Origin of the sequence: Xanthobacter cornucopiae (assembly GCF_043195065.2) — a bacterium.
Taxonomy (GTDB): domain Bacteria; phylum Pseudomonadota; class Alphaproteobacteria; order Rhizobiales; family Xanthobacteraceae; genus Xanthobacter.
In genome coordinates this window covers 4,486,205-4,504,419 of the sequence record NZ_CM195531.1, presented here as the reverse complement: position 1 = coordinate 4,504,419, position 18,215 = coordinate 4,486,205, and the positions used below count along the sequence as shown (strand labels likewise).

General features: G+C 69.8%; 15 protein-coding genes. 2 read left to right on the top strand and 13 right to left on the bottom strand.

Annotated elements, in window-relative coordinates:
* Positions 1 to 25: 25 nt before the first annotated feature.
* The 3 genes from murJ to V5F53_RS19835 form a co-directional block, all read right to left on the bottom strand.
* Positions 26 to 1,591, bottom strand: coding sequence for a murein biosynthesis integral membrane protein MurJ (gene murJ, locus V5F53_RS19845; RefSeq protein ID WP_393997415.1), 1,566 nt, complete (start codon positions 1,589 to 1,591; stop codon positions 26 to 28).
* Positions 1,592 to 1,861: 270 nt separating this feature from the next.
* Positions 1,862 to 2,626, bottom strand: a complete 765-nt coding sequence (locus V5F53_RS19840; RefSeq protein ID WP_393997416.1) for a queuosine precursor transporter — start codon at positions 2,624 to 2,626, stop codon at positions 1,862 to 1,864.
* Positions 2,627 to 2,851: 225 nt separating this feature from the next.
* Positions 2,852 to 3,334 carry a hypothetical protein gene (locus tag V5F53_RS19835; protein ID WP_393997417.1) on the bottom strand — a complete coding sequence of 161 codons (483 nt, stop codon included), beginning with the start codon at positions 3,332 to 3,334 and terminating at the stop codon, positions 2,852 to 2,854.
* A gap of 322 nt (positions 3,335 to 3,656) precedes the next feature.
* On the opposite strand from V5F53_RS19835, the gene V5F53_RS19830 reads away from it, so the two are divergent.
* Positions 3,657 to 4,634, top strand: coding sequence for a tyrosine recombinase XerC (locus V5F53_RS19830; protein ID WP_393997418.1), 978 nt, complete (start codon positions 3,657 to 3,659; stop codon positions 4,632 to 4,634).
* A 194-nt stretch (positions 4,635 to 4,828) separates the two neighbouring features.
* On the top strand, positions 4,829 to 5,233 hold the full coding sequence (locus tag V5F53_RS19825; protein ID WP_393997419.1) for a VOC family protein: 405 nt from the start codon (positions 4,829 to 4,831) through the stop codon (positions 5,231 to 5,233).
* A 446-nt stretch (positions 5,234 to 5,679) separates the two neighbouring features.
* Here the strand turns inward: V5F53_RS19825 and lpdA are convergent, their stop codons facing one another.
* From lpdA to cysE, 10 genes are all read right to left on the bottom strand, one after another.
* Positions 5,680 to 7,083 carry a dihydrolipoyl dehydrogenase gene (gene lpdA / locus V5F53_RS19820; RefSeq protein ID WP_393997420.1) on the bottom strand — a complete coding sequence of 468 codons (1,404 nt, stop codon included), beginning with the start codon at positions 7,081 to 7,083 and terminating at the stop codon, positions 5,680 to 5,682.
* A gap of 42 nt (positions 7,084 to 7,125) precedes the next feature.
* Complete coding sequence (locus V5F53_RS19815; RefSeq protein WP_393997421.1) at positions 7,126 to 7,779, bottom strand: LysE family translocator; 654 nt, start codon at positions 7,777 to 7,779, stop codon at positions 7,126 to 7,128.
* Positions 7,780 to 7,853: 74 nt separating this feature from the next.
* A complete protein-coding gene (gene odhB, locus V5F53_RS19810; protein WP_393997422.1) occupies positions 7,854 to 9,065 on the bottom strand; it encodes a 2-oxoglutarate dehydrogenase complex dihydrolipoyllysine-residue succinyltransferase in 1,212 nt (403 codons plus the stop codon).
* Between the two features lie 27 nt (positions 9,066 to 9,092).
* On the bottom strand, positions 9,093 to 9,497 hold the full coding sequence (locus V5F53_RS19805) for a YciI family protein (protein ID WP_393997423.1): 405 nt from the start codon (positions 9,495 to 9,497) through the stop codon (positions 9,093 to 9,095).
* A gap of 9 nt (positions 9,498 to 9,506) precedes the next feature.
* A complete protein-coding gene (locus V5F53_RS19800; protein ID WP_393997424.1) occupies positions 9,507 to 12,461 on the bottom strand; it encodes a 2-oxoglutarate dehydrogenase E1 component in 2,955 nt (984 codons plus the stop codon).
* Positions 12,462 to 12,943: 482 nt separating this feature from the next.
* A complete protein-coding gene (gene sucD / locus V5F53_RS19795; protein ID WP_393997425.1) occupies positions 12,944 to 13,828 on the bottom strand; it encodes a succinate--CoA ligase subunit alpha in 885 nt (294 codons plus the stop codon).
* Positions 13,828 to 15,030, bottom strand: coding sequence for an ADP-forming succinate--CoA ligase subunit beta (gene sucC / locus V5F53_RS19790; RefSeq protein ID WP_393997426.1), 1,203 nt, complete (start codon positions 15,028 to 15,030; stop codon positions 13,828 to 13,830). The genes sucD and sucC overlap by 1 nt, the downstream gene beginning before the upstream one ends.
* A gap of 268 nt (positions 15,031 to 15,298) precedes the next feature.
* Positions 15,299 to 16,264 carry a malate dehydrogenase gene (gene mdh / locus V5F53_RS19785; RefSeq protein WP_393997427.1) on the bottom strand — a complete coding sequence of 322 codons (966 nt, stop codon included), beginning with the start codon at positions 16,262 to 16,264 and terminating at the stop codon, positions 15,299 to 15,301.
* Positions 16,265 to 16,911: 647 nt separating this feature from the next.
* Positions 16,912 to 17,253 carry a nitrogenase stabilizing/protective protein NifW gene (gene nifW, locus V5F53_RS19780; protein ID WP_393997428.1) on the bottom strand — a complete coding sequence of 114 codons (342 nt, stop codon included), beginning with the start codon at positions 17,251 to 17,253 and terminating at the stop codon, positions 16,912 to 16,914.
* Positions 17,254 to 17,428: 175 nt separating this feature from the next.
* On the bottom strand, positions 17,429 to 18,214 hold the full coding sequence (gene cysE, locus V5F53_RS19775; RefSeq protein WP_393997429.1) for a serine O-acetyltransferase: 786 nt from the start codon (positions 18,212 to 18,214) through the stop codon (positions 17,429 to 17,431).
* Position 18,215: the final 1 nt, after the last annotated feature.

The following is an 18,215-nucleotide window of genomic DNA, read 5'->3' as shown; positions in this document are numbered from 1 at the left end:
CAAGTGCGCGGCGCGGAGGGCGGCCTCAGCGGGCGGCGGCAGCGATCAGGTGTTTCAGCACCAGCCCGCAGCCGCCGTAGACCAACGCCCCAAGGGCGATCAGGGCGGCCAGCCGCGCCGCCGCCGCGCCCATTCCACCGGCCCCGGGCCAGGCGGCAGCCGCCAGCGCCACCGCCCCGCCCATCGCCAGCGCCGCCACCAGCAGCCCCAGGGCCGCCAGCACCGCCCGCCGGTCCACGGCCAGCGCGCCGGCCCGCGCCAGCAGTCCCGCGAACACCGCCAGCGCGGCGAATGCCGACACCGCCACGCCCGCCGCCGCGCCCACCGGCCCCGCCAGCGCCGCGCCCAGGACCGAGACCGCAAGGCACAGCGCCAGGGAGCCGAGGGCGATGCGCTCGGCGCCGCGCACCAGGCCAGCGGCCGCCGCCGTGGCCGACAGGATGCGCTCCAGCCCCTGCGCCGGCAGCGCCAGCGCCAACACCACCAGCAGCGTCGCGGTCAATTCGGAATCCTGGGCATCGAAGGCCCCGCGCTGGAACAGCACCACGACGATGGGGTGCGCCAGCACCGCCAACCCCACCGCCGCCGGCAAGGCGAAGGCGAGCGCCGTGAGCACGGCGTTGGTCGCAGCCTCCGCCCCTCGCCGGACGCCGGTCTCCACGGAAGCTGTCGCATGGCGCGCCAGCAGCGGCACCAGCACCGCCCCGGCGCTGGCGCCCACCAGCCCCAGGGGCAGGTCCATCAGGCGCTGGGCATAATTGAGGGCGGCGACCGCCCCGTCCGAGCCGGAGGCGCAGGCTGCGGCGATGATGAGCCGGAACTGGCTGAGGCCGGCGAACAGGAGCGCCGGCGAGGCCGCCCGCAGCACCTCCCGCGCGGCCCGCCACGGCAGCGGCCCGAGCCGGAGCGCGGCGCGCAGGCGCGGCGCGGCCGGGCAGCCGCGTGCCGCCACCATCATCAGCCCCCACTGGCTGAGACCGGCGACGACGGTCGCCCCGGCGATGGCCAGCGCCGCGAGGTCGCTGGCCATCAGGTCCTTCACCAGCAGCACGGCCAGCACCGCCAGCACCGTGAGATTGGCCGCGAGCGGCGCCAGCGCCGCCAGCAGCACCCGATGGGAAGCATTGGCGACGCCGCCGTAGACCGCGGCCAGCCCCGCCAGCGGCAGATAGAGCACCGCCACCCGTCCGCACAGGATCGCGGTGGCCGACCGATCGCCATCGGGCACGAAGCCCGGCGCCAGCACACGGATGAGGTGCGGCATGGCGACCGCCGCCGCCAGCGCCAGCGCCAGCAGCACGCCGCCGAGCAGCAGCAGGGTGGCCAGCGCCAGCGCCCGCGCGGCGCGGGGGCCGGATGCTTCCACCCGCGCCAGGGCGGGGATGAAGGCCAGGTTGAAGGCGCCTTCGGCCAGCAGCCGCCGCGCCAGCAGCGGCAGCGACAGCGCGGCGGTGAGCGCGTCCGCCACCGGACCGACGCCGAGAATGGCGGCGGTGGCGGCGTCGCGCACGAAGCCGAGCACCCGCGAGGCGAGGGTCGCGGCCGAAACGACGGAGGTGCGTGCGGCGAGCGTCCGCGCGGGGGAAGACATGGCCTGCCTATGCCCCCGCCGTCCGGCCCTGTCGAGGGGCCTTCCGCACCGGTGCGGAGCGGACGGGCGGATCCGCCGGCCTCTCGCGGCACCCGGCCGCTGGAGGACTTCGTCGGTGGAAGACTGCGTCGGTAGAGAACCTTGGCCAGAGACAGACCGGGCCTGAGACGGACTTGACCGGGTGCCCGGCCTCGCGCCGGCGCGGGCTCCCGCCGGCTCCTGGCATGTCCCGCAGGAGCCCGCGCCCGCCGATGGTCCGCACCGCCTCTCTCACACGCCGGTGCGGAACGGCGTGAAGTCGGTGTCGATGTCGTACACGTCGAGCCCCTCGCTCGCCTTCATGAAGCCGACGATCTGGTAGGTGACCGGGGTCAGCAGCGCCTCCCACGCCACCTTCACCAGGTAGTTGGTGAGCATGACGGTGACCACCAGATGCCCGTCCCAGACCCCGAGAAAGGCGAAGGGATAGAAAATGACGCTGTCCACCCCCTGCCCCACCACCGTCGAACCGATGGTGCGGGTCCACAGGTGCCGCCCCCCGGTCCACACCTTCATGCGGGCCATGACGAAGGCATTGGCGAACTCGCCGGCCCAGAAGGCGAGGACCGAGGCGGCGAAGATGCGCGGCACCTGGCCGAGCACGGCCGCCAACGCCTCCTGCCCGCCCCAGCCCGGCGCCGGCGGCACGGCGACGACGAAGGCGGCCATGGCGCCGGCGAACACCGCCGCCAGGAAGCCGACCCACACCACCCGCCGCGCCCGGGCATAACCATAGACCTCCGTCAGCACGTCGCCGAGCACGTAGGACAGCGGGAAGAACAGGATGCCGGCGCCAAAGGTGACCGCGCCGACCACCGGCAGGTCCAGTACCGCCACCTTGGACGCGCCAATGAGATTGGAGCAGACGAGGATGACGGCGAAGGCCGCCATGCAGACATCGTAATGACGCAGCCGCCGCCCCTGGAGGGCGCTCGCCGCCACGGCGCGGACGCCGGCCGGTTCCGGCGGCGAAAGCCCCTCGAGATGCTGGATCATGGCGCCCGTTCCGATATCGGCATCGAAAAGCAAAGCCCATGCCCACTCCCCGCGCGGACAATTGGCCGCCCGAGGGCGGGCACGATCCGGCGTCCCGAAGGCCTCGGGCCCCGGCGCCGGCCTCAGACCATCGGCCCCGGTCTTCGACCGTGCCAAGTGGGTTTCGCTCAAGTGCCGCGCAGGCTTCACCAAAGGCCCATGCGTCAAACTCATGGGCCTTTGGTATCAGCCGGCCTGGATGAATACCGGGGCCAGGGGCAGCGCAGCCGCGAGGCGTTCAAGCTCCGCCCGCGCATCCCCCTCCTGAGCGAAGGCCTCCCAGACATAGCGGTCGCGCTGGATGCGGATGCGCCGCTCGGGGTCCGGCGGCCAGGCGGAAAGCACCAGGAACGGCCAGCCGCCGCGCGGCGGAACGTAGAGCGCGACGAAGGGCGGCCCCTGGGACGGCGCCGCGCAGGCGGCATCGGGTCCGGACTTGAAATGGAGCCGGCCCGGCTCCGGCTGGGGAATCGGGCGGCTCAACGCCGCCTCCAGCGCCCCCCGTTCCGCTTCGGTCTCGATGATCCAGCCCTTGTAGGCGCGTCCCACCGCGATCGAGACCGGCTCCGGCAGCTGGCCCAGCACCATATCCGGCAGGCCGAAGCGAAAGCCCGGATAGGTGGCGGTGGGGAGCCACGTCTGCAGGGGACGGCTGAAATCGACGGCCATGACGACACTCTCGCAAACGACGCCGGCGCGGCGGGACGGGCCGGGGGGCGAAAGCCGACACCGGGGCGTCCGCTTGGCGACCTTCCCTGCCCCGGCCAGGCGCTTCCGCGACGCGACCGGGGGCGGCACGGCGCCGTGCCGGAGCAAGCAAGTTCAAGGCCGCCCCGCTCCATGCCGGTGCCGGCCGGGCCGTGTCTGGTCGCCAGAACCGGCGCCGCTATTGCCGCGCCGGCGGCGACATGAGCGAAATGGCAACATTCCCCGGCGCATCGTGCCCCTTGCGCCCGCCGCCATGCGCGCGGGAGTTTCCAGGAGAACCGCCATGGCCATGACCGACCGAGACCGCGCCGCGCGCGCCGCCCATGGCCTGATGTCGGTGGCGGCACCGGACGTGGCGGCGGCCGCCGATGCCTGGCTTGCCCGCCTCGCCCATGAGCGCCGGCTGTCGCAGAAGACCTTGGAGGCCTACGCCCGCGACCTCGCTCTGGTGCTGCGCACCTTGACCGAGCACCTGGGCGAGCAGCCCGCCCTGCCCGCCCTCGCCGCGCTCAAGCCCGCCGACGTGCGCGCGGTGCTGGCGGCGCGGCGCGCCGATGGCGTGGCACCGCGCACCCTGGTGCGGCTGCTGGCCGCCGCCCGCTCCTTCGCCCGCCACCTGGAGCGCGAGGGCCAGGGCAAAGTCGGCGCGCTCACGGCGGTGCGCGCGCCCAAGGTGCCGAAAAGCCTGCCCAAGCCGGTGTCCGTGGACGCCGCCCGGGCGCTGGCCGATCCCGCCACCCGCGCCGGCGACACCCGCGAGCCCTGGATCCTGGCCCGCGACGCCGCCGTCATCGCCCTGCTCTACGGCGCCGGCCTGCGCATTTCCGAGGCGCTCGGCCTCACCGCCGGCATGGTCACGGCCGGCACCGACCAGATCACCGTGACCGGCAAGGGCAGCAAGACCCGCATGGTGCCCCTCATCGCCCCGGTGGCGGCCGCCATAGCCGAATACAAGAGCCTGTGCCCCCACGTGCTGGCGCCGGACCGCCTGCTGTTTCGCGGCACCAGGGGCGGCCCGCTGTCGCCCCGCGTGGTCCAGCTCGCCGTCGAGCGCATGCGCGGCGCGCTCGGCCTGCCCGACAGCGCCACCCCCCACGCCCTGCGCCACTCCTTCGCCACCCACCTGCTGTCGCGCGGCGGCGACCTGCGGGCGATCCAGGAACTGCTGGGCCACGCGTCCCTCTCCACCACGCAGATCTATACGGAGGTGGACGCCAGCGCCCTCATGGCGGCCTACCGCGCCGCCCATCCACGCGCCTGACCCCACCGCCCGGCGCGACGCCGATGCGCCGGAGCTGCCCAGGAGTTCCGCCAACCAGCGGGGCAGATCGCTCAAATTTTCCTTAAAGGAAGATCTAACGTATTGAAAAGAGAATGATATAATGGCGCCGCGGCAGTCCCGGCGCCGGCCGGAGCGAGGTCTTTCATGACGCCCGTGCGCCCGTCATCGAGCACATGTCCCTGGGCACCACCGACATGAAGCGCGCCATCGCCTTCTATGACGCCGTGCTGGCGCCTCTGGGGCTGGTGAAGGTGGCGGACTATTCCGACGACGGCGGCATCTCGGCCTGCTGGGGCCCCGCCGGAACCCTGCCGGCACCGGACAGCCCGCCCGGGTCCGCTCCGTTCTGGGTGGAGCTGCGCCCCGGTCCCATCGCGTGCCCGCCCGGCTTCCACCTGTGCTTCACCGCCCCCGACCGGGCGGCGGTGCACGCCTTCCACGCCGCCGGCCTCGCCAACGGCGGCACCGACAACGGCGCCCCGGGTCCCCGCCCGCAATATGGAGAGACCTATTACGCCGGCTTCATCAAGGACCCTGACGGCTGGCGCATCGAGGCCGTGACCTATTCCACATCGTGACCGGACCTGCGATCACGCCCACGTGCGGTGACAGGGCGGCAACCATTTGTTAGCCGAAGCAGATCACCTTGCAGCCATCGATCGGCCCTGCCGATAGACCAACTGACCTCCTCCAAGCCCCTCCGGACATCCGTCCCGAGGGGCCTTTTTTTGCGCGTGGCCGCAGCGTCGCCGCGCCGGCCCGGGGCAAAGAAAAAGCCGGCCGGAAATCCTCCGGCCGGCTTTTCGCATCTCTCCCGGCGATGCCGGCCAGGGTCCGGCGGCCGTGTGCCCTGGCGGTGGCGGAACCGGCGCCTGGGAGGCGCGCCCCGCGGCGTGCGCGGACCACCCCTTCGACTGCGATTCTCGACCGGCGCCGCCTGGATTCACCCGAAAGCGGGGTCACACACAAGCAGGCGCACGCCTTGAGCAAAGGCCCGTGAGTCGAGCGCACGGGCCTTCGGGCCTCACATGTGGATGGCGCGCTTCTCCACCGCCAACGCGGCTTCCTTCACCGCCTCGGAGCGGGTGGGATGGGCGTGGCAGGTGCGGGCCAGATCCTCCGACGAACCGGCGAACTCCATCAGCACCGCGGCCTCGTGGATCATCTCGCCCGCTTCCGGGCCGATGATGTGGGCGCCCAGAACCCGGTCGGTCACCGCGTCGGCGAGGATCTTCACGAAGCCGTCGGTGGTGTTGTTCACCTTGGTGCGGCCATTGGCCGTGAAGGGGAACTTGCCCACCTTGTAGGCAATGCCAGCCGCCTTCAGTTCGTCCTCGGTCTTGCCCACCGAGGCGACTTCCGGGAACGTGTAGACCACGCCGGGGATCACGTCGTAATTCACATGGCCCGCCTTGCCAGCGAGGATCTCGGCCACGGCCACGCCCTCGTCCTCGGCCTTGTGGGCGAGCATGGGGCCGGCGATCACGTCACCGATGGCGTAGATGCCGGGCACCGAAGTGGCGTAATGGGCGTCCGTCACCACGCGACCCTTCGGGTCCTTGGCGACACCCACCTCCTCCAGGCCCAGGCCGGCGGTGTAGGGAATGCGGCCGATGGCCACCAGCACCACGTCCGCCTCCAGCACCTCGGCCGCGCCGCCGGCGGCGGGCTCAACGGAAACCTTCAGGGTCTCGCCCGAGGAATCCACGCCTGTCACCTTGGTGCCGAGCTTGAACGCAAAGCCCTGCTTCTCCAGGATGCGCTGGAACGAACGCGCCACTTCGCTGTCCATGCCGGGCAGGATGCGGTCGAGGAACTCCACCACCGTCACCTGGGCACCGAGGCGGCGCCACACCGAGCCCAGTTCCAGGCCGATGACGCCGGCGCCAACCACCACCAGCTTGCCGGGCACCTTGGGGAGCGCCAGCGCGCCGGTGGACGACACGATGCGGCTTTCGTCGATGGCGACGCCGGGCAGCGGCGCCACGTCCGAGCCGGTGGCGATCAGGATGTTCCGGGTCTCCAGCGTCTCCACCTTGCCGTCGGCGTTGAGGGTCACCTCCACCTTGCCCGGGGCCAGGATCTTGGCGGCGCCCATGTAGACGTCCACCTTGTTCTTCTTCAGCAGGAACTCGACGCCCTTCACATTGCCGTCCACGCCCTTGTCCTTGAAGCCGAGCATGGTGGGCAGGTCGAGCTGCGGCGCCGACACGCCGATGCCCATGTCGGCGAACTTGTGGCCGGCTTCCTCGAACAGCTCGGAGGCGTAGAGCAGGGCCTTGGACGGGATGCAGCCCACATTCAGGCAGGTGCCGCCATGAGTGCCGCGCTTCTCCGCCACGGCCACCTTGAGGCCGAGCTGGGCAGCGCGAATGGCCGCCACATAGCCGCCGGGGCCGGTGCCGATGATGATGAGATCGTAGGACATGGGTATTCCCTCAAGATGGGGGCCGTCGCGCCTGCGCCCGCCTCAGGGCGCCGCCACGGCCCTTTGAAAGGCGATCCGGATGCCGAGGCCGATGAGAAGTGCGCCGGTGATCCGGTTGAACCAGCGGCCAAGGCGGGCGAGGCCGTCACGCACGGCCCGTCCGGTGAAGGCGCAGGCGACGACCGTGAACCAGCAGGCGAGGAACACGGCCATGGACAACGCATAGAGCCCCTGGAGCGCCAGTGGCGTAGCGGCGCTCACCACCGTTCCGAACAGGGACAGGAAGAACAGCACTGCCTTGGGGTTCAAGGCATTGGTGAGAAAGCCGAGGGCGAAGCTGCGGCCATCGGAGATCGGCGACCGGCCGCTCCCCCGGTCGCCTGCCTCCGGGGCGGCGGAAAGCGGAGCGGGCGCCGACCAGGTCCGCAGCCCGACATATACGAGATAGGCGCACCCCGCCCACTTGAGCAGGGTGAACGCGGGAAGCGAGTGCGCCACCAGCAGGCCCAGCCCTGCCAATGTGTAGCCGGCATGGACCAGCAGTGCTGCGCCGATGCCGAGGCTGGCGAAGATGCCGGACCGCCGGCCGAACACCACGCTCTGGCGCGCCACCACGGCGAAATCCGGCCCCGGCGCGACGGCCGCAAGCGCGAACACCGCCATCAGGGTCAGATACTCGGTCAGGTGGCTCGCCATCAAAGGACCTCCCCGCCAGCGCGAGCCTCCGGGTCGCCGCGACGGACGACCCGGGATCGCTCAGCCCGCCTGCATCACAGATCCAGCACGAGCCGCGCCGGGTCCTCCAGGGTCTCCTTGACGCGCACCAGGAACGTCACGGCCTCGCGGCCGTCGACGATCCGGTGGTCGTAGGAGAGCGCCAGATACATCATCGGACGCACCACGATCTGGCCCTTCACCACGATCGGACGCTCCTCGATGCGGTGCATGCCGAGGATGCCCGACTGCGGCGCATTGAGGATCGGGGTGGACATCAGCGAGCCGTAGATGCCGCCGTTGGTGATGGTGAAGGTGCCGCCCTGCATGTCCTCGATGCCGAGCTTGCCGTCACGCGCCTTGCGGCCATAGCCGGCGATCTGCTTCTCGATGTCCGCCACCGAGAGCTGATCGGCGTCGCGCACCACCGGCACCACGAGCCCCTTCTCGGTGCCCACCGCGATGCCGATGTTGTAGTAGTTCTTGTAGACGATGTCGGTGCCGTCGATCTCGGCGTTCACCGCCGGCAGGTCCTTCAGGGCGGCGATCACCGCCTTGGTGAAGAAGCCCATGAAGCCGAGCTTGGTGCCGTGCTTCTTCTCGAAGGCGTCCTTGAACTGGGCGCGCAGGCCCATCACCGCGCTCATGTCCACGTCGTTGAACGTGGTGAGCATGGCGGCGGTGTTCTGCGCGTCCTTCAGGCGGCGGGCGATGGTCTGCCGCAGCTTGGTCATCTTCACCCGCTCCTCGCGGGCGGCGTCCACCGGCGCGGACGGGGCGCGCGGAGCGGCGGGCGCTGCAGCGGCCACCGACGGCACGCCGGAGGCCACGGCCGCCAGGATGTCGCCCTTGGTCACGCGTCCGTCCTTGCCGGTGCCGGGAACGGCGGCCGGGTTCACGCCGGTCTCGGCGGCGATGCGGGCGACGGCCGGGCCGTTGGCGGCGGCGGCCACCGGCGCAGCGGCGGCCACGGGAGCGGGCGCGGGAGCCGGCGCCGGAGCGGCGGCGGGCGCCGCGACGGCGGCACCGGCGCCTTCGGTGATGGAGCCGAGCAGCGCGCCGACGCCGACGGTGTCACCGTCCTTGGCGACGATCTCGGCGAGCACGCCGGCGGCCGGGGCCGGCACCTCGACGGTGACCTTGTCGGTCTCCAGCTCCACGATGGGCTCGTCCGCCTTGACGGCCTCGCCGGGCTTCTTGAACCACTTGCCGATGGTCGCTTCCGTCACGGACTCGCCCAGTGTGGGTACGCGGATCTCGGTCGCCATTGTTCTCGCCCCTGTCCGGGGCCTCCCTCAAATGTCGGCAGGCGCCGGGCGCTCGGCCCGGCACGGGATGTGTGAATCATCCGCCGGGCCGTCGGCCCGACGCAGGATGGGGGTGTCGTCCGCCGTGCCCTCGACACGGCGGGTAATCAGCGACAGCAGCGGCATCACCCCATAGGTGAAGCCCAGGTTCGCGGTGATGACCGGATCGGCCGCGGCCAGCGCCTCCGCTGCGGCCTCGTCCGCGACCTCCACCAGCGCCAGCCCCCAGATGCCGGCCGGATCGGCCACCGGCCCCACGGCGAGGGCGCGGCCGGCATCGGCCTCGCCCTGCCAGAAGGCGCCGTGGGCGACCATGGCATCCAGTTCCGCCTCGCGCGCATCGCTGGGGAACGACGGGCGCGGCGGGGTCAGGCGCAGAAGGAAGTGCGGCACGGCCCGCCCTCAGCCCAGGGCTTCTTCGAGGAAAGCCTTGAGCTGCGCCAGGTGCTTGGACATGAGGCCGGTGGCGGTGGCCGCCGAGGCCGGGCGACCGGCGTAACGCGGCCGCTTGGCCGCCCCGCCCGCCTGCTCCAGCACCCATTCCAGGTAGGGCTGGACGAAGAACCAGGACCCCTGGTTCTTCGGCTCTTCCTGGCACCACACCACTTCGGCGTTCTTGAAGCGGGACAGCTCCTGAACCAGCGTCTTCAGCGGGAACGGATAGAGCTGCTCCACGCGCAGGAGGTAGACGTCGTTCACGCCCCGCTTCTCGCGCTCCTCCAGCAGGTCGTAATAGACCTTGCCGGTGGACAGCACGACACGGCGGATCTTCTCGTCCGGCACCAGGGTGACGCCGGCGACATCCGGATGCGTCTGGCCATCGTCCCACAGCACCCGGTGGAACGAGGTCCCGGCCACCAGATCGTCGAGGCGCGACACCGCCTTCTTGTGACGCAGCAGGGATTTCGGCGTCATCAGGATGAGCGGCTTGCGGAACTCGCGGTTCAGCTGCCGGCGCAGGATGTGGAAGTAGTTGGCCGGGGTGGTGACGTTCGCCACCTGCATGTTGTCCTCGGCGCACAGCTGGAGGTAGCGCTCCAGGCGGGCGGAGGAATGCTCCGGACCCTGGCCCTCATAGCCGTGCGGCAGCAGGCACACCAGGCCGCTCATGCGCAGCCACTTGCGCTCGCCCGAGGAAATGAACTGGTCGAACACCACCTGGGCGCCGTTGGCGAAGTCGCCGAACTGCGCCTCCCACAGCACCAGCGTGTTGGGCTCGGAAAGGGTGTAGCCATATTCGAAGCCCAGCACCGCCTCTTCCGAGAGCATCGAGTTGATGACCTCGTACTTGGCCTGGGTGTCGGAGAGGTGGTTGAAGGGCTTGTAGCGCGCCTCGGTCTCCTGGTCGAGCAGCACCGAATGGCGCTGGGAGAAGGTGCCGCGCTCCACGTCCTGGCCGGACAGGCGCACCGGATGGCCTTCCAGCAGCAGGCTGGAGAAGGCCAGCGCCTCGCCGGTCGCCCAATCGATGCCGGCCCCCTCCTCGATCGCCTTGCGACGGTTGTCGAGGAAGCGCTGAATGGTGCGGTGGACCTTGAAGCCCTCCGGCACGGTGGTGATCTTCGCGCCGATGCTCTTCAGCGTGTCCACCGGCACGCCGGTGTTGCCGCGGCGCGGATCGTCGCTTTCCTGGGCGGCCTTGAAGCCGGCCCAGCGGCCGTCCAGCCAGTCCGCCTTGTTGGGCTTGTAGGCCTGGCCGGCCTCGTACTCGGCCTCCAGGCGGTCGCGCCAGGCGCCGCGCATGGTGTCGAGCTCGCCGGCGGTGACCACGCCCTCGGCTTCCAGCTTCTTGCCGTACAGCTCCAGCACGCTCGGGTGCTGACGGATCACCTTGTACATCTTCGGCTGGGTGAACGACGGCTCGTCGCCCTCGTTGTGGCCGAAGCGGCGGTAGCAGAACATGTCGATGACCACCGGCTTGTGGAAGCGCTGGCGGAACTCGATGGCCACCTTGGCACAGAACACCACCGCTTCCGGATCGTCGCCGTTGCAGTGCAGGATCGGCGCCTCGATCATCTTCGCCACGTCGGACGGATAGGGCGAGGAGCGCGAATAGCGCGGATTGGTGGTGAAGCCGATCTGGTTGTTGATGATGAAGTGCAGCGAGCCGCCGGTGCGGTGGCCCTTCAGGCCCGACAGGCCGAGGCATTCGGCCACCACGCCCTGGCCGGCGAACGCGGCGTCGCCGTGCAGGATGAGCGGCAGCACCTTCACCCGCTCGGTGTCGCCCCACTGGTCCTGCTTGGCGCGCGCCTTGCCGAGCACCACCGGATCGACGATCTCCAGGTGCGACGGGTTGGCGGTCAGCGACAGGTGGACCTTGTTGTTGTCGAACTCGCGGTCGGACGAGGCGCCGAGATGGTACTTCACGTCGCCCGAGCCCTCCACGTCATCGGGCGCCCAGGAGCCGCCCTTGAACTCGTGGAACAGGGCCCGGTGCGGCTTGCCCATCACCTGGGTCAGCACGTTCAGGCGGCCGCGATGGGCCATGCCGAACACGATCTCCTTGAGGCCGAGATTGCCGCCGCGCTTGATGATCTGCTCCAGCGCCGGGATCAGGCTCTCGCCGCCATCCAGGCCGAAGCGCTTGGTGCCGGTGTACTTGACGTCAAGGAACTTCTCGAAGCCCTCGGCCTCCACCAGCTTGTTGAGGATGGCGCGCTTGCCCTCGCGGGTGAAGGTCACCTCCTTGTCCGGCCCCTCGATGCGCTCCTGGATCCAGGCCTTCTCCTCCGGCGAGGAGATGTGCATGAATTCCACGCCCACGTCCGAGCAGTAGGTCCGGCGCAGGATGGCGACCATCTCGCGCACCGTGGCGAACTCAAGGCCCAGCACGTGGTCGATGAAGATCTTGCGGTCGAGGTCGGCCTCGAAGAAGCCGTAGGACACCGGGTCCAGCTCCGGCGCCTCGCGCGGCGGGGTCAGGCCCAGCGGATCCAGGTTGGCATGCAGGTGGCCGCGCATGCGATAGGCGCGGATCATCATCAGCGCCTTGACGGAATCGCGGGTGGCCTGCTGCACGTCCTGGGCCGACAGCTCCACGCCGACCTTCTGCGCCTTGGCCTTCACCTTGTCGGCGACGTGCTTCTCCACCTCGATCCACTGGCCGTCCATGGCCGAGACCAGCTCGCCATTGGCGTGCACCGGCCAGTTGGGCCGCTTCCAGGAGGCGCCGCGGGCATTCTCGATCACCTGGGTGGGATCATCCTTCAGCGCGCCGAAGAAGCTCTGCCACTCGGCATCCACCGAGCTCGGGTCCTTCTCGTAGCGGGCGTAGAGATCCTCGATCCAGGCGGCATTGGCGCCATAGAGGAAGGAGGTATTCAGCAAAATATCGTTCTGTTCCGCGCGCGACATGGGTGTCTTCCCGGATAGCCTCGGGCCTCGCCCTCCTTGTGCGCGTTCCGCACAGAAAACCAAGCCCGAAACCGAAAAATCTGCCACAAACACGACGCTCCGGCCGAGGCCGGCGCGCCTTTTCCACCCCCTGCCCGGCTCGTGGCAGCCACGGCCAGGGGTGCTCATCCGCTCTACATAGTCCCGCCAGGCCCACGACAAAAGTCGACCTGACGCGCGTCATCCGCGTGACCGCACTTTGCCGCCCCGCCCCTCGCCGGAAAACACGGCGAAATTCAGAGCCAACGTTTCCCCCTCCCCGTCTTCCTCATTGGCGCGCCAGCCGGCCCGGGCCACCCGGGGCTACCCACCCGGGCACAAACCTGCCGCGAAACCGCTCGCGCCGCCCGGTGGCGGGGCTGCCGCCACCGGAGCTGCCGGACCCGGGCGCCGCCGAAGCCGCGCCCGGGAAGATCGCGCCCCCCTGCAAGGGACGCCGGGCCTCAGCCCTTCAGCACTTCCACCAGGGTCTTGCCGAGGCGGGCCGGAGAGGGCGACACCTTGATGCCGGCCGCTTCCATCGCCGCGATCTTGTCCTCGGCCCCGCCCTTGCCGCCGGAGATGATGGCGCCGGCATGACCCATGCGGCGGCCGGGAGGCGCCGTGCGGCCAGCGATGAAGCCCACCATCGGCTTCTTGCGGCCCTTCTTCGCCTCGTCGGCGATGAACTGGGCGGCGTCCTCCTCGGCCGAGCCGCCGATCTCGCCGATCATGATGATCGACGTGGTGTTGGGGTCGGCCAGGAACAGCTCCAGCACGTCGATGAACTCGGTGCCCTTCACCGGGTCGCCGCCGATGCCCACCGCCGAGGTCTGGCCGAGGCCTTCCTGGGTGGTCTGGAACACCGCTTCATAGGTCAGCGTGCCGGAGCGCGAGACCACGCCCACCGAGCCCACCTTGAAGATGTTGGCCGGCATGATGCCGATCTTCGACTGGCCGGCGGTGACGATGCCGGGGCAGTTGGGGCCGATGAGGCGCGACTTGGAACCGGAAAGCGCCCGCTTCACCCGCACCATGTCCAGCACCGGGATGCCCTCGGTGATGCAGACGATGAGCGGGATCTCGGCGTCGATGGCTTCCAGGATGGCGTCCGCCGCGCCGGGCGGCGGCACGTAGATCACCGAGGCGTCGGCCCCGGTCTTCTCCTTGGCCTCGATCACGGTGTCGAACACCGGCAGGCCGAGGTGGGTGGAGCCGCCCTTGCCCGGCGAGGTGCCGCCGACCATCTTGGTGCCGTAGGCGATGGCCTGCTGGGCGTGGAACGTGCCGTTCTTGCCGGTGAAGCCCTGGGTGATGACCTTGGTGTTGGCGTCGATCAGCACGGACATCACGCGGCATCCTTCTTCACAGCCGCCACGATCTTCTGCGCGGCGTCGTCCAGGTCATCGGCGGGGATCACGTTCAGGCCGCTCTCGCGGATGATCTTCTTGCCTTCTTCAACATTGGTGCCTTCCAGGCGCACCACCAGCGGCACCTGGAGGCCCACCGCCTTCACCGCCGCCAGCACGCCGCGCGCGATCACGTCGCACTGCATGATGCCGCCGAAGATGTTCACCAGGATGCCCTTCACGTTCGGGTCCGCGGTGATGATCTTGAACGCCGCCGTCACCTTCTCTTCATTGGCGCCGCCGCCCACGTCGAGGAAGTTGGCCGGGCTTTCGCCATAGAGCTGGATGATGTCGAGGGTGGCCATGGCGAGGCCCGCGCCGTTCACCATGCAGCCGATGGTGCCGTCGAGAGCGATATAGGCGAGGTCGTACTTGGAGGCTTCGATCTCCTTCTCGTCCTCTTCCGTCAGGTCGCGCAGCTCGGCGAGCTCGGGGTGACGGTAGAGGGCGTTGGAATCGAAGGTCACCTTGGCGTCGAGCACGCGCAGCTGGGCGTCCTTGGTGACGATCAGCGGGTTGATCTCGAGCATGGCCATGTCGGTTTCGGTGAAGGCCTTGTAGAGCACCGCCACCAGCTTGCCCGCCTGCTTGGCGAGGTCGCCGCTCAGGCCGAGCGCGTCGGCCACCTTGCGGCCGTGGAAGCCCTGCACGCCGGTCACCGGGTCCACCGAGAAGGTGACGATCTTCTCGGGGGTGGAATGGGCCACTTCCTCGATGTCCATGCCGCCTTCCGTGGACACCACGAAAGCGACGCGGGAGGTCTCGCGGTCCACCAGCAAGGAAATGTAGAATTCCTTCTCGATGTCCGAGCCATCTTCCAGATACAGGCGGTTCACCTGCTTGCCGACCGGGCCGGTCTGGACGGTGACGAGGGTGTTGCCGAGCATCTGCTCGACGAACAGCTTCACCTCGTCGATGGACTTGGCGAGGCGCACGCCGCCCTTCTCGCCGGCGGCCTCTTCCTTGAACTTGCCCTTGCCGCGCCCGCCGGCGTGGATCTGGGACTTCACGACCCAGAGCGGACCGCCGAGTTCCTTGGCTGCCGCCTCGGCGTCTTCCACCTTGAGCACGGGCACGCCGCGCGAGACCGGCGCACCGAACGTCTTCAGGAGCGCCTTGGCTTGGTACTCGTGAATATTCATCTCTTCGTCCCCTGAGGGTTGCGAAGTGCCCCTACCCCCCTGAACCGACCCTGGCCGTCCGCAGCCGAACCCGTGGCTGGAACGTGCGCGGACCGCCTCCATTGCACCGCCGTCCATCGCGCTGCTGGAGCCCGACCCGACGTCCCGACCTTATGGCCGAAGCGGCGCGCCGCGCCCCGAGGAGGGGAACATTCGTCTCCTTCACCTCGCCGGCTTGACCGCCGGCACGATGGCGGCGCACCCGAGGGAGCACCGCCGTTGACCGAGATCACTTCCCGAGATCGGGTGCGATCTTCAGACAGGCCTCCACCAGTCCTTCGACCGAGGCGACCGATTTTTCGAACATGGCGCGCTCCGCGTGGTCGAGCTCGACCTCGACGATGCGCTCCACCCCCCGCGCGCCGATGACCACCGGCACGCCCACGTAGATATCCTTCAATCCGTATTCGCCGTTGAGGCGCGCCGCCGCCGGCAGAAGCCGGCGCTTGTCCTTGAGATAGCTCTCCGCCATGGCGATGGCGGCGGCCGCCGGCGCGTAGAACGCCGAGCCGGTCTTCAGCAGGTTGACGATCTCCGCACCGCCGTTGCGGGTGCGCTCCACCATGGCGGCGACCCGCGCCTCGCTGGTCCAGCCCATGCGGATGAGGTCCGGCACCGGTATGCCGCCCACCGTGGAATAGCGCACCAGAGGCACCATCGTGTCGCCGTGGCCGCCAAGCACGAAGGCGGTGACATCCTCCACCGACACACCAAATTCATCGGCCAGGAAGTATCGAAAACGGGCGGCGTCCAGCACGCCCGCCATGCCCACCACCTTGGCCGGCGGCAGGCCGCTGGTGCGCTGCAGCGCCCACACCATCGCGTCGAGCGGGTTGGTGATGCAGATGACAAAGGCTTCCGGCGCGTACTTACGTATACCAGCCCCCACCTGCTCCATCGCCTTGAGGTTGATGGCCAGCAGGTCGTCGCGGCTCATGCCCGGCTTGCGCGGCACGCCGGCGGTGACGATCACCACGTCGGCGCCGGCAATGGCGTCATAGGTGTTGGTGCCGGCGAAGCTGGCGTCGAAGCCGGCCACCGGCGCCAGCTCGGCCAGATCCAGGGCCTTGCCCTGGGGCACGCCCTCCACCAGGTCGAACAGGACCACGTCGCCCAAATCCTTCAGCCCGGCCAGAAGGGCGAGGGTTCCGCCGATCTGGCCGGCCCCGATAAGGGCAATCTTGTTGCGGGCCATGCCTGTTCCCCGGAAATGAGCCTGTCGTATCGAGCAGGAGCCGAGCGGCGCCTTGCTACTCCCATCTGCCAAGGCGTTCAAGCCGCCGGCCTTGCACAAATAGTGGGAGACGACGCCGATTGACCGCTTCTTGTGCGCCGCAGCATCCCGCCGGGGCCACGCGCCCCTCCCCCGCCGCCCCGGAGCCGGCGGCACCCCTGGCCCCGCTTCCCCGCCCCGCGCCGGGAAAGCCCGGACCGGGAGGGGAGGAGAAAGCCAATCCGCGCCCGCCCGACGGCCATTCCCGCGGACAGGCACCCGCCTGTCCCGCCAGTGCATCCGGCGACGCCGTGGCCCCATCGGTCAGCGCCCCCGACGCCGTCAGGCTCCAATCCACCCGACGGCGGCCCGCGCCTTCACGACTCGCCCCGCCGCGCCACCGTCCCACCCGTCCCACCCGGCCGGGCGGAACATGCAAAGGCCGGGCACGCCACGCGATGGGCAGGCCCGGCCTCTGGGAAACGTTACCCTCCCCCCGCCTGCGCTGAGCAATCAGCACATGGAAAAATAAGGGAACTCTCGCAATACCGGGTCAAACACCCACGCCTGCGGAGAGAGGGCAACCGGTCGCGGCGCGTCTGCGGCGCGACGAAAGCGTCGGCCTCGTCCTAGCTGCCGGTGGTCAGCGTGGTCAGAGGCACGAACGCGGGCTTGGGGCCGGGGGTCGCCGGCCGATTGGGATCGTGCTCCTTGAGCACCTTGAACACCCGTTCCGCCATCGGGTTGGACTTGATGAAATCCTCATAGGCCTGCGCCAGCATGGATTGGGCGGCAGCGAAGACTTCCTCGTCGCTCTTGCCCTCGAAGTCAGCGGAAACAAGGTATTGTCCCATCCGCCGCAGGATATGCAGGCGCAGCACCTGCAGCACCTCCGGCTGATAGTCCACCTTGAGGGTGGTGAAGAACTCTTCGGCGCTGGACAGCGACTTCAGCGTATCGAGAACCGTCATGCCAACCTCCATTCTCATTGCCCCTTCCGGGGGAACCCAAGCCCGTCCCCGCGCTTGGGCGGAATGCAGCCCCCTGTCCGCCGGATCGCCGCACTCCTGGCCGCCCCGTCGCCGCGGGACGGAAAACACGATCTTTCACCCTGCCCGCCGCCGTTCCCGCCGGCGGGCGATCCGCTCACGCCGCCTCGTCGGCGGTGGCGCTGCCGCCCGCCGGGCGAGAGCGATGCAACTCCCCCTGCAGATGCGACAGCCGCGCCTCGAGGAACTCGATGCGGTCAAGCAGCGACACGATGGCCTCGCCCACCGGATCCGGCATCAGGTGGTGCTCAAGGTCGATGCGCCCGTCGCCCAGCCGGCGCCGGTCCGCCATGGGCTTCACCACGCGCCCGGGAATGCCCACCACCGTCATGCCCGGCGGCACATCCTCGATCAGCACCGAATTGGCGCCGATGCGGCAGCCCGCGCCCACGGTGATGGGGCCGAGGATCTTGGCGCCCGCCCCCACCAGCACGCCATCGCGCAGGGTGGGATGGCGCTTGCCCGCGGTCCAGGAGGTGCCGCCCAGGGTGACACCGTGATAAAGGGTGACATCGTCGCCCACCTCCGCGGTCTCCCCGATCACCACGCCGGCGCCGTGATCGATGAAGAAGCGACGACCGATGGTGGCGCCCGGATGAATGTCCACGTTGGTGAGGAAGCGGCCGAGCCAGGACAGGAAGCGGGCCGGAAACTTCACGCCCCGGCGCCACAGCCGGCTGGCCAGGCGATGCCAGATCACCGCGTGCACGCCGGGATAGGTCAGGATGATCTCGAACGTGTTGCGGGCCGCCGGATCACGCGACTTGACGCAATTGATGTCCTCGCGGATGAACTGCCACACCGAGCGGTGCGGCGCGGCGGACTCGGCCGCCGCAGCCGGGGGCACGTCGGTGGGCGTTGCCTTCGGGCGTCCCATGATCATG

Excerpts from the sequence above, each read along its gene's own strand:
- mdh (WP_393997427.1), bottom strand. The coding sequence starts at position 16,264 with ATGGCCCGCAACAAGATTGCCCTTATCGGGGCCGGCCAGATCGGCGGA.
- sucD (WP_393997425.1), bottom strand. The coding sequence starts at position 13,828 with ATGTCCGTGCTGATCGACGCCAACACCAAGGTCATCACCCAGGGCTTC.
- cysE (WP_393997429.1), bottom strand. The coding sequence starts at position 18,214 with ATGATCATGGGACGCCCGAAGGCAACGCCCACCGACGTGCCCCCGGCT.
- V5F53_RS19830 (WP_393997418.1), top strand. The coding sequence starts at position 3,657 with ATGGCCATGACCGACCGAGACCGCGCCGCGCGCGCCGCCCATGGCCTG.
- lpdA (WP_393997420.1), bottom strand. The coding sequence starts at position 7,083 with ATGTCCTACGATCTCATCATCATCGGCACCGGCCCCGGCGGCTATGTG.
- sucC (WP_393997426.1), bottom strand. The coding sequence starts at position 15,030 with ATGAATATTCACGAGTACCAAGCCAAGGCGCTCCTGAAGACGTTCGGT.
- V5F53_RS19840 (WP_393997416.1), bottom strand. The coding sequence starts at position 2,626 with ATGATCCAGCATCTCGAGGGGCTTTCGCCGCCGGAACCGGCCGGCGTC.
- V5F53_RS19800 (WP_393997424.1), bottom strand. The coding sequence starts at position 12,461 with ATGTCGCGCGCGGAACAGAACGATATTTTGCTGAATACCTCCTTCCTC.
- odhB (WP_393997422.1), bottom strand. The coding sequence starts at position 9,065 with ATGGCGACCGAGATCCGCGTACCCACACTGGGCGAGTCCGTGACGGAA.
- V5F53_RS19835 (WP_393997417.1), bottom strand. The coding sequence starts at position 3,334 with ATGGCCGTCGATTTCAGCCGTCCCCTGCAGACGTGGCTCCCCACCGCC.
- nifW (WP_393997428.1), bottom strand. The coding sequence starts at position 17,253 with ATGACGGTTCTCGATACGCTGAAGTCGCTGTCCAGCGCCGAAGAGTTC.
- V5F53_RS19825 (WP_393997419.1), top strand. The coding sequence starts at position 4,829 with ATGTCCCTGGGCACCACCGACATGAAGCGCGCCATCGCCTTCTATGAC.
- murJ (WP_393997415.1), bottom strand. The coding sequence starts at position 1,591 with ATGTCTTCCCCCGCGCGGACGCTCGCCGCACGCACCTCCGTCGTTTCG.
- V5F53_RS19815 (WP_393997421.1), bottom strand. The coding sequence starts at position 7,779 with ATGGCGAGCCACCTGACCGAGTATCTGACCCTGATGGCGGTGTTCGCG.